Below are 14,649 nucleotides of genomic sequence, written 5' to 3' on the forward strand. Positions count from 1 at the left end.
TCAAATGATTTTTTTAAGAAAACAAAAAACATTATCCCTTTTACGGATAATGTTTTCTTACAAAGTAGCGCTAATTCAAGCTTTTACTCTATCGCACAAAAAAGTTGAAACATTTTTCCAGCGCCAACATACGGCAATAAAGATATATCCTCTTCTACAACCATGCCAACAACATTCACTTTCTCATCTTTAGGCAAATCATGTACAACAACTTGCATCTCTCCTGCATATCTACCGTACAATTCATTATCAATTGTAATGCTGCCTTTCTTTCTTGCAATTGTATGCATCGGCTGTAAAATCACTTTATTTCCTTCTCGTGATTCTACAGAACGAATGACATCACGAGCTGGATCTAGTCTATTTGTATGCACTTGTTTTACCATTTTTAATGCTTCACTTTCCTTTATCAATGGCTCATATCGTAGAGGAATAATCCCTCTACTCGCACTCGCTATCTCTTGTACACTTTCTAGACTTCCGCTTATATCCCCAATTAAAACTTTATCAACATCACACTCTTGTACAAGTTCTAAATAGGCTTCGAGCGGTCGCATATAACGATGTTTTTCTAACGTTGGTAAGCCTTCATATAACGGACCACGTTTTTCCCCATCGCCTGGAATAAATGCCATCGTTGTTATTCCGCACTCATGCAAATATTGATTTTGTTTTTGCAAGAAGGACTTTGCTAACGCTGTCTCTGGACGCGGATAAAAATTATGCCATGCTTCTACATTCTCTACTCGTATACTTTCTGCAAGTAACTCTTTCCAAAATGACTTTGTAATCGTACTCGCATTTAAAGCCACTTTCATCTTATGAGATACGCGCGCAATTTCTTTCGGCGTAATGCCATAATCCATTCGTAAACCAGTAATACCCCATTCTACTACCTCTTCCACATTTTCGTACGTCATTCCTAAATGGTGTAGCGATTTTGGAGAAACATCGACCATTAATTCCATTTCATTTTCAAGAGCCTGTTTCCCAAGTATTTGAATTAACTCTTTATACGTACCCGGATCATCTTCTGGAATGTGAAGTGATGTAAAAATAGATGAAAACCCGTTTTTCTTCGCTACTTTTAGCCACTCTTCTTGTTTCGTTACTCGTTCTTTTGCAAGATAAATTGAAACCCCGATCATATGAATCTCCCTTTCTATGAATAGAAAAAGAGAAAGGAATCCCTTTCTCTATATGTTTTCTGCCATTTCTTCTTTGAATCCGAAGAAGTACGTAAAGATGAATCCGAAAGTATATGCTACTACTAATCCAAGGAAATATAATAAATATTTATTATCAGCAATTAACGGAATTAATGATAATCCTGATACGCCGATTCCAAGTGCGGCTGTTTTCATAACGGCTTGGAATGCACCGCCGACAGCTGCACCGAGACAAGCTGTAAGAAACGGTTTCCCAAGTGGTAATGTAACACCGTATAATAACGGTTCGCCAATTCCTAAAAATCCAACTGGTAATGCACCTTTAATTACGTTACGCAGTCGTTTATTTTTTGTTTTTACAAAAATCGCAATCGCTGCTCCTACTTGCCCAGCTCCAGCCATTGCAAGTACTGGTAATAAAGGTGTTACGTGCGTTTGATTAATAAACTCCATATGAATCGGTGTTAAACCGTGATGTAACCCGACCATCACGAGCGGTAAAAATGTTCCCGCAAGTACTGCTCCTGCAAACGCGCCGCCAATATTTAAAATCCCATTAATTCCGCTTGTAATTCCTTCAGATAAGAAACCTGCAACTGGCTGAATGGCTAACATCGTTACGATACTTACGACTAATACAGTAATAAGCGGCGTTACAATAATATCAACTGCATTTGGCACTGCTTTTCGAACTTGTCTTTCCACTACAACCATAAGCCATGCTGCAAAAATAACTGCAAATAATCCGCCCCGTCCGGGTACGAGTGCTTCACCGAATAATTTTACAGTCGCCATCGCCGGGTTAAAAATTAAAATACCAGCAATTGCCCCAAGAACCGGTGTCCCGCCAAACTCTTTCGCTGTATTCCAACCGACTAAAATCCCTAAGAATGTAAAGATACCGCCACCAATGAGTAGTAACATTTGTAGCCACGTTGCATTCGGATCAGCACCTGCGTTTTTCGCAAAGTTAGCAACCCCGTTTATAATTCCTGACGCAACAAGACCCGGAATTAATGGAATGAAAATACTTCCTATTTTTCTTAAAAAGTTTTTCACTGGTGTATTATTTTTCTTCTTAATCTCTGATTTCATCTCTTGCCCGAGATCTTCAAGATGATGATCTGCCACCTCACCAATTCGCAGTCCTGTTAAACCTTCCATTTCAGCTGCTACTTTATTTACTGTCCCTGGTCCAACAACAACTTGAAGTGTCTCATCTTCAATAACACCCATAACCCCTTCAACCTTTTTCAAAAGGTCCATATTCACTTTACTTTCATCATGAAGCGTTAATCGCAGTCTCGTCATACAATGAGCAATACCACGAATATTTTTTACTCCCCCAAGTTGCTCTGAAATTTCTTTGGCCATTCTCTCTTCTTTCTTCATAATAGAATCCCCCTCCCTATTATTTTATAGTGCCTTCTTCACAAACCCTTTCGCTTCTTTTAATTTCTCCAGTGCTTCCCCATACTCACACTGCAATAACACCATAACAATCGCGGCTTTCACATTACGTTCTGCTTTTTCGTAATACTCTGCTGCTACTTCATAACTAACACCTGTTGCTTCCACAATAATTCGTTTTGATCGTTCTACTAACTTTTCATTTGTAGACTGAACATCTACCATTAAGTTTTTATAAACTTTCCCTACACCAATCATAGAAGCTGTTGAAATCATATTGAGTACTAATTTTTGCGCTGTACCAGCTTTCAAACGCGTTGAGCCTGTTAAAATTTCGGCGCCTGTTTCTACTTCCACATTTAGCTTTGCATATTTACTTATTTCAGCATTTTTATTACAGGAGATACTAGCTGTACTCGCTCCCACGCTATGCGCGTATTTCAATCCCCCAATGACATAAGGAGTTCGACCACTTGCCGCAATTCCAATTACAGTATCTTTCTCGTTTAATCCGATACTTTTTAAATCTTCTTCCGCGAACTCTTCACGGTCTTCGGCACCTTCCACCGCTTTAGTAAACGCTTTCAATCCTCCTGCTATAAACCCCTGTACCATTTTATTATCTGTGCCAAATGTCGGCGGACATTCCACTGCGTCTAAAATACCTAAACGACCACTTGTACCAGCCCCAATGTAAATGAGTCGCCCTTCTCTTTCAAATGATTGAATTACAGTTTGCACAACCTGTTCAATCTGTTCTATCTCTTTTTCAACTGCTAACGCAACAGTTCGATCTTCTTCATTCATGCTTTGCAAAACTTCTTTTATACTCATTTCATCTAAATTCATCGTCTTTTCATTACGGTGTTCTGTCGATAAATTTTCTAACATATTACCACCTACTTTGAAATTTAATTTCATACTTTTATTATAACTTCAAGAAATTTAAAATCAATATTACTTTATTATTTTATGAAATTTAATTTCTTTTCATGACGAATTTATCCCACTTTAACTGGCAGTAAGACCCCCACCTCAAATTCAGCGAAAGCAAAGAAGATAGGTGGGGGATCAACTGCCTGTAAAAGTCCGATTGGTTCAACTAATAATAAGTGGGGGATGCCCCCCACTTATTAAAGTTTCACTTTATGTCAGTACGAAAAAAAGATGGGTTCTCCCATCTTTTCATTTTAACTTCCGTAACCGCAAAGCTTCTTCTCTTGTCTCCATAAATTGATCCAACACTTTATTACCAATCCGATTAAACGTAATCACATATAAAGCATCAATCATATTCAATTGTGTCATTCTCGAAGCAATACTCGCAATACGATGATCTTGTTCTACATCTGGCATACAAAGACGAATATCCGCCTCTTTATATAACGGTGATGATTGATCGAGCTTGGTAATCGCAATAACTGTTGCACCTTGTCTCTTCGCATATTGCGCCATTTCAAGTACATCTTTCGTACGACCAGATGTTGAAATCGCCACAAATATATCGCCCTCTTTTAAATTTGTCACAAGCGGCAACATCATATGAAAATCAGATAGCATCATTGCAGTAAATCCGAGCCTTGTAAATTTATAAGCCCCGTCCATCGCTGGAGTAGCTGATCCGCCTACTCCGTAAAATATAATTTTATCCGCATTTACAATAAGGTCTGCTGCTTTTTCCAGCTCCTTCTTATCTATAGCCGTAACGCTCGCCTCAATTGCAGCTTTATTCACATATGTAACTTTATTAAACAAGTCATACGGTCCATCTTCCGTATTCATCACTGAAAAATCGTTAATATTATAATCAGCAATCGTTAATTCGCGAACGAGTGCGATTTTAAATGCTTTAAAACTTCCGATTCCAATCGACTTACAAAAGCGAACAACGCTCGCCTCACTTGCGCCTGCATTCGTTGACACTTCTTTCGTCGTTAAGTTCGGAACAATCTCTGCATTCTCCATTATGTACATGGCAACCTTCTTTTCAGCTGGTGAAAATTGATCCATATTACTTTCAATTTTAAATAGTAATGTAGAAGCTTTCACTATTTAACCTCCACTTCTTACGGTTGCGTATCTTCTCTACTATCATTTGTATCATATAGATAAAAAGCATCATTACCAGGTGGATGATGAACAATTACAGTTCGCTCCCCTTTTTTATATGACGTTATTTCACCTTCAGATCGCTGTTTTTCCCATCCATGTATCCAAATTGCAAAGTCAGGTACAAAAGCAGTGTACTTATAGTCTTTCGGATTTTCGTCTTCTACATAGGAAGAAAAAATAGAAACTGGAAAATCTTTCACTTTTGATTCTTTCCATGCAGTAAATGGTATACATAGTGCAATAAGTATGATTACACCGATAACCTTCCCCTTCGTAATCCTCACACATTTTCTCTCCTCGACTTATCATATACGTAGATTTTACCATAATTACAACCTATTCACGCTATATGACTATTGCTTTTTTCCAATAAAAAAGAGCTTACCTACATCAGATAAGCTCTTCCTCTCTATACAAAATATTTCTTCAAAAGCGGCGGTGTAATAATCGTCGTTAATATAACAACAATGACAATTGCTGTGAAATTTTCTTTCGCTAATAAATTCGCCGCAAGTCCATTCGCTGCGATGATAAGCGCCACTTCTCCGCGCGATACCATTCCCGCACCGATACTAATAGAAGATTGAAGGTTGAATCCTGTTAGTCTTGCTCCTAAACCTGATCCGATTAACTTTGTAAAAATCGCAATAAGCGTCATAATGATAATGAACCAAAGCTGGCTTCCGATACCTTGAAATGTAATTTCCATTCCGATACTTACGAAGAACACTGGTACAAATATCGCATAAGCAATTGGCTCAATCTTATGTTCTACCTCATGCTTGTATTCTGTTTGAGAAATCGCAATCCCTGCTGCAAATGCTCCAATAATACCGGCGATTCCCATCATTTCACTGTAATACGAAAAAGAGAAACAAATAATAAGTGCTGCACTAATTAATGCTTCTGTTACGCGAAGTGGTACGAGCATCTTCATAATCCATGGAACCACTTTCCAGGAGATGAAAACGATACTTACAAAAAAGATAATTTTCTTTGCAATGACAAGCGTTACATTTACATCTTGTGTACCTAAAAAACTCATCACAAATGCTAATAAAATAACAACAATTACATCATCAAATACAGCTGCCCCTAAAATCGTCGTACTTTCTCTCGTATTCATTTTCCCTAAATCTCTTAATGTTTGAACAGAAATACTAACCGAAGTGGCACAAAGTAATAACCCTAAAAAGATCGCATGCGACTGTAACATTCCAAACGCAAGTCCTGCTAAATACCCACCAAGGAATGGGAAAATAATCCCTCCCATCGCTACTGCGAATGCAGATTTCAAATTCCGATTTAACTCTTCTAAATCCGTTTCAAGCCCCGCCATAAACATAAGTAGTAAAACACCAATCTCACTCAGTTCATCAATCAATTCAGAACTATTAATAATACCAAGCACAGCCGGACCGATAATAATACCAACAATTAACTTACCAAGTACAGAGGGCTGGCCGAGTCTTACACTAATATCACCAGCTAATTTCGTACAAAGTAAAATGACGACAAGTTCAAAATAAAATAACATAACATCTTCTCCTACTTTATAAAGTGAAACTGTAATCAGTGGGGAATTTCCCCATATCCACTGATTATTCGTTGAACCAATCGGGATAAAGTGAAACTGTAATGAGCGGTTTTGTCACTCTGTTAACCCTCGTCCATTCCTGCCAGTAGTTTCCCCTATTCATCCGCATTTTATTTGTCATATTTTTATTTGACAAAATATTCTGAATTATATTAAGATTAATCCAGCAATTTTAAAAAACTAGACACCATAACTGTACCTCCATTTACTTACGTACTCTTTTCTAGTGGGCTCATACTATATTCGCAGTTATGGAAATGAAAAAACGGGGGGAGAGTCCAAAGTGAAGTCATTATTACGAAAAAAAGCGCTTAGTACTGAATCACCACGGCAGTTAGATAGAACATTAACTGCACTTGATTTGACGTTTTTAGGAATTGGCGCCGTAATTGGGACAGGGATCTTTGTATTAACAGGTATTGTCGCAGCGAAACATTCTGGTCCTGGTATTATGCTATCATTCCTTATTGCTGCCTTTACTTGTGCTTGTGTAGCCTTTTGTTATGCCGAATTTGCTTCGTCTATTCCTGTCTCAGGAAGTGTGTATACTTACGCATACATGACAGTCGGAGAAGTTGTAGCCTTCATCGTTGGTTGGTGTTTAATGCTCGAATATTTACTTGCCGTAGCAGCGGTAGCTGTCGGTTGGTCTGGTTATTTACAATCTTTACTACAAGGCTTTAACATACACCTGCCCGCCATAATAGCCTCGGCCCCTGGCGTAGGAAAAGGCGGCATTATCGATTTACCTGCCGTTTGTATTTTACTACTCATTACAGGACTTTTAAGTTTCGGTATACGCGAAAGCGCACGCATTAATAATATTATGGTTCTTATCAAGCTAGCTGTTATTATCGCCTTTATCGTAGCAGGCGCAAAATATGTAAAACCTGAAAATTGGACCCCGTTCATTCCATTCGGATACGACGGTATTATTACTGGGGCTGCCACTGTATTCTTCGCCTTCTTAGGCTTTGATGCAATCGCAACCGCTGCAGAAGAAACGAAAAAACCACAGCGCGATTTACCAATTGGCATTATCGGTTCCCTTCTTATTTGTACTGTTTTATACATGATTGTATCTTTCGTTTTAACAGGTATGGTTCCGTATACACAATTAGATGTTTCGGATCCAGTTGCGTTTGCCTTACATTTCGTTGGTGAAGATACAATTGCAGGACTACTCGCTGTTGGGGCAATGACTGGAATGACAACCGTTCTTTTAGTCGTTATGTATGGACAAGTTCGCGTTTCGTATGCGATGAGCCGCGACGGTTTACTTCCAAAAGCGTTAGCACGTGTGAATAAAAAAGTAAAAATCCCTTTATTAAACACGTGGATTACTGGCTTTGTGTCAGCTTTATTAGCAGGACTTTTAGACTTACATGTATTAGCTAACTTAGTGAACATCGGTACGTTAACGGCCTTCACATTCGTTTGCTGCGCGGTACTTATTTTACGAAAAACACACCCTGACTTAAAACGCGGATTCCGCGCACCTTTCGTACCTGTATTACCAGTTGTTGCAATTCTTTGCTGTTTATACTTAATGATTAATTTGTCTAAAACGACATGGATTAGCTTTGCCGTTTGGCTTCTAGTCGGCTTATGCTTCTATTTCTTCTACTCTAGAAAACATAGTCACTTAGCTACTGAACAAACGAATGATGAAGAGAAAAAAGCATAACAAAATAGCTCGCCGATGAAACGGCGAGCTATCTTTCTGTACTATTATATTTTTTCGTTAACGATTGTAAAATAAAAAATATGCCGATGCAAGCTGTAAACCACGCCCAATTTCCTATTGGTGTAGAATATTTAAAAACGCCAATACCTACAAGCACTAGAAAAATAATCACCTGATATATAAGCTTCCACTTTTGCATATGTTCCCTCCTTTACTTCGTTCCCTTCTTTTTCTTCTTCCATGCATTTAAACTATCAAAGAAGAAATTAATAAATAACGTGCCTAAACCCGCTAATAAAAACGTCATTAAAAATAGAACCCATATACTTTTTTCTTTTAAGAAATAATATCCTACAAGGAGCACAACCGCGATCCATACATATTCAAGAATTCTTTTTAGCTTTTTCTCTTCCAAATTATTCGCTCCGATACGATAAACTTAACTAAATCTATACAATTCAATCAAATTTACACAAGTTAGTGCTTCATCGTGTTCTCGCAGCCCCAAAGGGACGAGGGGTATAACACTCCACACGAGGCAGTATCGTTTCTGTAAAGCTAACTGTGAAACAGATTTTCCAAATAGCTTATAGTATCTATCACTCATTCTTTTACAATAGTTATAAGCAAATCTTGCAGCACCAGCATGGTTTCTAAGCACTTTTTCTTGTTCAGGCGTTGGGATTAGTCTAACTTTCTTCGCCAATATCATCAGAAGCCTACTCCTTTACTGTGCGATTATTCGGGCACTCACCTTTCAGATAATGAAAGATTGGTTCTTCTGAATAGTAGCGTGTTCCACCAGCATTCTCCTGAGACTACTCGGATGCAAACCTGTTAATTCCGATACTTGACTAACTCGTACAAATTTCATTATTATTCTTACCTCATTGAATCCACCATAGCACATACGTTCGACAGATTCGATGAGGTTTGATAGATTTAATTAAATTTATCTCGTTCAACTAAGGGCGCAATTCCTTAGCCAGTTCTCTTATGAACTTCTCATGTTTTCACATGAGCGCAGACTATATGTTTATCTCTTTAGAGATAGAGGATTTTTCCATCACCATAGGCTTGTGATGTACTCTCGTCAGTTATACGAGATAGTCGTTGAACGTTCATCTTATCACTTTTGACTTAGATGATTCGAGGCGGAAGACCCATTGTTCTAGTGTTTAGGATTTAACCTTGCACCATCTGATTGATTTTTTCTGCTTTCGCGACATTCACGCTCGCTATTTCTAGCCACGTTGTAGTTCAATCAGCTTTAGGGATTGCCCGCAGTTAACCCTCACTACTAGCCAATCACTTGACTAGCAGGGCTTACTGATATATTTAATTAACTTTCGTTATAATTGGTTAAATAAATCGTAACAGTTAATTACCCTTTTTCTATGCTATTTTTAGTATAACAAAAAAGAAGCCTATCATGATAAGCTTCTTTTTCTTCTCTCTTATTTGTTCATACTTTTTTCAACAAGCGAAATCGCATATTCTATCGTACGATTCATCGTTTCTACTTGTGCATCTTTTACTTTCGCATCTTTTAATACAGCTTCTGCCACTGTAATTTTTTGACTCAATGATTTCACTGAACCATCCGTTACATTTGCAGCTTGCGCTTTTTTCACCACTGTTTTTGCAGATTCAATATTGATTTGTAATTTTTCTTTCGGTGTTTTAGGTTGTTCTTCTGCCACCTTTGATTGTACAAATGCTACATTAGCTGTTTTTAATTCGTTATACGTTTGAACGATTTGCTCTCCAGTACTTCCTACATTTTCAAATGCTTGCTTTGCAGTGTTATAGCTTTTCTCTAGTTCTTGAAATGCTTCTTTTGAATATTGACCTGGTTTGTCACCAAACTCATATTTACCAGCTAACACTTCTTTCACTTTCCCAAGCTCTTCATATAACGTGTTTACTTGCTCTAACTTCGTGCGGTTAGAAAACTCATTGTACGCTGCTAATACTTCTGAAGAACTTAACGCTTTACTATATAATCTTGCAAGCGCGATTTGTCCATTTAACGGAATACCGCCATTTCCATTACTATCTGGGTCAGCTCCAAATGCAAATGGTACGTTTGGATGATACACTTTTCCTTGAGCTGGTTGGCTATTTACTTTTTTACCATCTACGTAAATAGCTACTTCACTTCCGTTATATGTTCCTGTTAAGTGATATGTTTTGTTTGCTTCTAGCTGAACTCCAACACGCTTATAACTACCACCAATATGAGCCCACAATTCAACATATCCACTTCCTGTAGATTCAAATCCAATTCCGCCACTCTCTGTATTTTGTAAAATACCTTGTCCACGAATTTCATTCATTGAAAATACAGTTTCTAACGTAAATGTATTTGCTGCTTTCTCTTTTTGTGCTGCTGAAAACGGAAGGTATCCAAATGTATTTGCTTGTCCATTCAATTTCATTACATTTGTTTTTAAAGCTTTATCGTATGCAATAGATACATTCCCTTTCACATCGCCTTTCGTCCCAAACAATGAGTTATCTTTAAACGTGCCATCTAAGAAATTCACATCAAAGACATCTGCCTTTGGTACTTTTATATTCGGGTCAATATTATCTTTTTTCGTAGTGATTTCTGCTGTTAACGGTTGTGCGCTTTCATTACCAAATGAATCAATCGCAACGACTTCAAGCGTATATGTTTTCCCGTCATCTAATCCTGCCAGTGTAAACGTAAGATCTTTTGGCACTGGGTCACGATAAAACTCTGAGAATGCTAACAACTTGTTTTTAATTTCTCCTGTTTGCTTATCTCTAGCTTGTACACGATAAGAATGGACAAGTAGGTTATCCAGTGCTTGCGGGAATGTCACCGTTGCCGCATTTTCTGTTACATTTGATACCGCAAGCTTTGCATCTTTAGCAAAGTAAGGCTTTTCTTTATCACGATCTTCTACATGTGTAAATGTATCTTTCTTTGCTGGTAATTTAATTTTCCAAGGCTCGCCTGTCCAAGAATTCGTATGGAAATCACGACGATTAATTGTTACCTCTTTATCATCTACTTCTACTAATAAACCCTGGCTTAACGTACTAGCTCCTGGCGGGATATTCCCTTGTACTTTACCACCTTCAACCTCCATATAACTTACTGAAGATGTACCAACTGATGTAAAGTCTTTTTGATGAATTGATCTTGGATCGTCTAACGGGTAATGCGAATGACCTGAAAACGTGATAACCTGCGGGTATCCTTTTAACACCTCATTAATTTTCGCACTATCTTTCGTTCCCCACTCTTGACTACCGTATACTGTATCTTTAATATGTTGGTGTAAAAATACGAAAATTGGTTTTTCTGGATCATCTTTTTGTGCCTTTGCCATTTCTTCTTTTAACCAATTAATTTGCTTGTCCGAATAATATCCATGAGTTGTCCCATCCTCTGGAGACATAACAAGGAAGTGATACCCTTTCACCACTTTATGATAGTAAATCGATTCCATTCCTGTTTTTTCTAAGAAACGCTTCTGCGCTCCCTCTACAGATAAACCGTTCCAATAATCATGGTTACCAAGAGAATTCATTCGTACTGCATCTTTATTTGCATTTTCATTATACACTTGCATGAAACGATCATATTGCTGCAGTGATCCTGAATCAGTAAAATCTCCCACAATTACGAACGCATCTTGTTTAGGTGCAAGTGTATTAAGTTGCTCGATTGCTCGTTTCCAGCGAAACGTATCATCCGTTCCACTATTTTTAATATGTACATCACTTACGACTGGAAAAACTATTTTCTTTTCACTTGGTGCCTTTTCTTGCTTTTTCTCTTCCGCTTTGACTGATGTACTCCACGGAAATGATACGAATGCTAATACAAAAACCATTAATAACCCAATAAGACCTTTTACTTTTCGTAAAGCTGTTCTTTCCACTTGAATCCTCCTCATAATAATTGATTCATTACAAGGGCTATTTTATCTAAAATATATTAATGTCGTTTAAATAACAAATAAATTTTATTAGATTTTTGTAAATATACAGTTAATTAAAAGTTAAGTCCAACATTCCTCGTACTATTGTATACAACCACCTTTTGTCTAAAAGAGTCTGATCATTCTTTTCCTATGACTATTCACATATAATCTTTTCTATAACACTAATGATAAGTTAAGGTTTAAGCCTATTAGACAATCTTAATTTTAAAAATTTTCTTCTTTTCTTAACACATCGGCCATGCTTCTACATTTAATAGTAGTAAAAGACAACTTAAAAAGGAGGGGTTGTATTGAAGAACAAAAAAAATATTGGCTGTTTCGCTCCTTTATCTATCATTTGCCCAAACCCTTGTCCACCGCCCCCTCCTCCAAATCCAAGTTGTGAGCGAGTAACAAATGAATTTGCAGGGAATTTCCTCATAACTAACAACACCATTCCCTCTATCAAAGATGCACTACAATCAATGATACTGTGGCAAAGTGATGGGATACTACTTATATCAGGTACTGTCTTGGTTTACAATAGTACTAGCAGCACAGAGGCAATTACAATTGAAATCGTTGGAGCAGTAACTAATATTTTCACTGTCTTTCCTGGCAATACTATATCTTACACAGGAAAAGACTTACAATCTGTCAGTATTATTAATATACAAAGTGATCCTTCACTATATTTAGAAGGCAAGTACTGTTGCCAATTTACATGTTGCTTATAGAATACCAATTTCATTACTTTCTCAATTTAAAAAAGCATACCATTTACGGTATGCTTTTTTTATGAAATCGGATAACGTACAGTAATACAAAACTCTCCTTGATTAACAGTTGTTCCTGTCGTAGTAATTCGAACAGTCGTAAAATATCGTACAGTGAAAGTACCACTACTTTGTGGCTGTACAGTAATTGTATCAACTACTGTAGCACCTACTAAAAAATCCACTGTAATCGGGTTCGCACCTACATCATATTTCACGTAACCTGAACCATATACTTCTTGCGTGATGTTATTTGTATATACAATTTGAGTACCAGCACCTGTAATAGACCAGTCTGTACATACTTGATCTTGTACAAGCGTTTTATTCGAACAACAAGACAAACTGGAACTTCTCATTCCCATTTCGATCCTCTCCTATTCTGCTATGAAAGTGGATAACGTGTTGTAATACAAAATTCTCCTTGATACGTTCCAGCAGGTGTTGCAGGTAACACAACTTGTATACTATCAAAGCGGCGATACGTAAAAGCAATACTCGTTCCTGGGTTTAATGTTTGTGTATCAATTGTAGCCCCAGCAGAATCCAGTGCTTCTACAGTAATCGGACCTGGTCCAACATCATATTTAACAAAACCAGTACCCACTACGTTTTGGTTAATATTATTTGTATAGAGAACATTATCAATTGCTGCCGCAACTACAGTAGCAGACCACGGACTACACACTTTATCTTGCACATAATTTTTATCTGGACAGCAAGTTAATGCTGACCCTGAGCACTCACAAGACATAGTTGTTTCCCCTCTCTCGTTTATATTCCCTATATGTGTATGTCCCTCAGAGTCTTTTGCCTGTACTATTCATCTATTTTCACAAAATGTGCAAATTCCAATACCAATGACTAGATAGATTCCGATCTATTTCGTTTTTTCATAAATTTATAGATTAAGATACCACCGACAATAATAACAACGACTGCTAATATCGGTAACATATATTGACCAACAACATCTGCTGCTTTTGCCCAATGCGGACCTAATTTCATTCCAAAATAAATATACAAAGTCGTTAATGGGAACATTGCTACAAATGTATATATGCTAAATTTCCATATGTTCATTTTCGCCATACCACACGGAACAGAAATAAGTGTTCGAACTCCCGGTACAAAACGTCCAACAAACGCTACAACTGGCCCATATTTCTCAAAGAAATCATCTGCTTTTTGAATTTGTTCTTCTTTAATAAAGAAGTATTTCCCATACTTTATTAATAGGGGGCGACCACCGTAATAACCGAGTGCGTATAACGTTAATGGTCCTGTCGTTCCGCCAAGTGTCCCTGCTAATACAGCTAACCAAAAATTCATATCACCCTCGTATACCCAATACCCAACCATGGGCAAAACTACCTCTGCTGGAATAAATTCAAACGTTAATGCTAACACAACTCCAAAATAAGAAAACTGCTTTAAAAACTCGATTATATCTAAAATAATTTGCTCCATACTTTCAACTCCTATCCTACGTTTACATTATGCTTTTCTTGCAATTGTACTGGCGCCATTTTTACAATTCGATTTAAAATGAATAACACAATTCCAATATCATCTAAAATACCGATGAACGGTAAGAAGTCTGGAATTAAATCGAGCGGCATCGCTACATAACCAACTAAAAAAGCAATAGATAAGATTTTCTTCTTTATTGAAACCTCTTTTGAAGTAAAAAAGTCAAATAGGAATGGAACAAAACGACGGACATGAAATACAACTCTTAATCTACTAATAAGTTTTTTCATTTTTATATCTCCTCTCTTTGTATACAAAAAGGACCCTACCAAATATGGTAAGGGTCCTAAAAAAGACAATAAGGGGCCTTTACCATTGCTGGTAAAGGTCTCACTAACAACGAAACGTTGCCAATAAAGCCGAGGGTTTCTCCCTGTAATGACGACTTTACTGTAATAAGTTA

General features: G+C 37.3%; 15 protein-coding genes and 1 pseudogene. 2 read left to right on the forward strand and 14 right to left on the reverse strand.

The window, feature by feature from the left end; translation table 11 throughout:
- Positions 1 to 83 precede the first annotated feature (83 nt).
- From QCI44_RS24020 to QCI44_RS24045, 6 genes are all read right to left on the reverse strand, one after another.
- Positions 84 to 1,148 carry a DUF871 domain-containing protein gene (locus tag QCI44_RS24020; RefSeq protein ID WP_353811478.1) on the reverse strand — a complete coding sequence of 355 codons (1,065 nt, stop codon included), beginning with the start codon at positions 1,146 to 1,148 and terminating at the stop codon, positions 84 to 86.
- A gap of 48 nt (positions 1,149 to 1,196) precedes the next feature.
- A complete protein-coding gene (locus tag QCI44_RS24025) occupies positions 1,197 to 2,561 on the reverse strand; it encodes a PTS transporter subunit EIIC (RefSeq protein ID WP_048567144.1) in 1,365 nt (454 codons plus the stop codon).
- A gap of 24 nt (positions 2,562 to 2,585) precedes the next feature.
- Entirely contained in the window at positions 2,586 to 3,470 is an 885-nt protein-coding gene (gene murQ, locus QCI44_RS24030) for an N-acetylmuramic acid 6-phosphate etherase (RefSeq protein WP_016089194.1), read from the reverse strand.
- A gap of 294 nt (positions 3,471 to 3,764) precedes the next feature.
- Positions 3,765 to 4,628 (reverse strand): MurR/RpiR family transcriptional regulator, encoded by an 864-nt coding sequence (locus tag QCI44_RS24035; protein ID WP_016089195.1) that lies wholly within the window; start codon positions 4,626 to 4,628, stop codon positions 3,765 to 3,767.
- A 17-nt stretch (positions 4,629 to 4,645) separates the two neighbouring features.
- Positions 4,646 to 4,975 (reverse strand): hypothetical protein, encoded by a 330-nt coding sequence (locus QCI44_RS24040; RefSeq protein ID WP_016089196.1) that lies wholly within the window; start codon positions 4,973 to 4,975, stop codon positions 4,646 to 4,648.
- Between the two features lie 125 nt (positions 4,976 to 5,100).
- A complete protein-coding gene (locus QCI44_RS24045) occupies positions 5,101 to 6,228 on the reverse strand; it encodes a cation:proton antiporter (protein WP_000899803.1) in 1,128 nt (375 codons plus the stop codon).
- 343 nt (positions 6,229 to 6,571) lie between these two features.
- On the opposite strand from QCI44_RS24045, the gene bcaP reads away from it, so the two are divergent.
- A complete protein-coding gene (bcaP, locus tag QCI44_RS24050) occupies positions 6,572 to 7,975 on the forward strand; it encodes a branched-chain amino acid transporter BcaP (RefSeq protein ID WP_016089197.1) in 1,404 nt (467 codons plus the stop codon).
- A 28-nt stretch (positions 7,976 to 8,003) separates the two neighbouring features.
- On the opposite strand, the gene QCI44_RS24055 is transcribed toward bcaP, so the two are convergent.
- From QCI44_RS24055 to QCI44_RS24070, 4 genes and pseudogenes are all read right to left on the reverse strand, one after another.
- Positions 8,004 to 8,174, reverse strand: coding sequence for a hypothetical protein (locus QCI44_RS24055; protein ID WP_016089198.1), 171 nt, complete (start codon positions 8,172 to 8,174; stop codon positions 8,004 to 8,006).
- 12 nt (positions 8,175 to 8,186) lie between these two features.
- Positions 8,187 to 8,390, reverse strand: coding sequence for a hypothetical protein (locus QCI44_RS24060; RefSeq protein WP_000391504.1), 204 nt, complete (start codon positions 8,388 to 8,390; stop codon positions 8,187 to 8,189).
- Positions 8,391 to 8,516: 126 nt separating this feature from the next.
- Positions 8,517 to 8,687, reverse strand: a pseudogene (locus QCI44_RS24065) (helix-turn-helix domain-containing protein); the annotation flags it as partial.
- Positions 8,688 to 9,432: 745 nt separating this feature from the next.
- Positions 9,433 to 11,895, reverse strand: coding sequence for a LamG-like jellyroll fold domain-containing protein (locus tag QCI44_RS24070; protein ID WP_116329215.1), 2,463 nt, complete (start codon positions 11,893 to 11,895; stop codon positions 9,433 to 9,435).
- A 353-nt stretch (positions 11,896 to 12,248) separates the two neighbouring features.
- On the opposite strand from QCI44_RS24070, the gene QCI44_RS24075 reads away from it, so the two are divergent.
- The gene (locus tag QCI44_RS24075) at positions 12,249 to 12,674 is read left to right on the forward strand and encodes an S-Ena type endospore appendage (RefSeq protein ID WP_098486135.1); all 426 of its coding nucleotides are present in this window, start codon (positions 12,249 to 12,251) and stop codon (positions 12,672 to 12,674) included.
- Positions 12,675 to 12,733: 59 nt separating this feature from the next.
- On the opposite strand, the gene QCI44_RS24080 is transcribed toward QCI44_RS24075, so the two are convergent.
- The 4 genes from QCI44_RS24080 to QCI44_RS24095 form a co-directional block, all read right to left on the reverse strand.
- Positions 12,734 to 13,078, reverse strand: a complete 345-nt coding sequence (locus QCI44_RS24080; RefSeq protein WP_000525819.1) for a DUF3992 domain-containing protein — start codon at positions 13,076 to 13,078, stop codon at positions 12,734 to 12,736.
- A gap of 20 nt (positions 13,079 to 13,098) precedes the next feature.
- Entirely contained in the window at positions 13,099 to 13,467 is a 369-nt protein-coding gene (locus tag QCI44_RS24085) for a DUF3992 domain-containing protein (protein WP_001277534.1), read from the reverse strand.
- A gap of 110 nt (positions 13,468 to 13,577) precedes the next feature.
- Complete coding sequence (locus QCI44_RS24090) at positions 13,578 to 14,183, reverse strand: DedA family protein (RefSeq protein ID WP_000435008.1); 606 nt, start codon at positions 14,181 to 14,183, stop codon at positions 13,578 to 13,580.
- Between the two features lie 11 nt (positions 14,184 to 14,194).
- Complete coding sequence (locus QCI44_RS24095) at positions 14,195 to 14,476, reverse strand: YkvA family protein (RefSeq protein WP_000733844.1); 282 nt, start codon at positions 14,474 to 14,476, stop codon at positions 14,195 to 14,197.
- Positions 14,477 to 14,649: the final 173 nt, after the last annotated feature.

The organism is Bacillus cereus group sp. RP37 (assembly GCF_040459695.1).
Lineage (GTDB): Bacteria > Bacillota > Bacilli > Bacillales > Bacillaceae_G > Bacillus_A.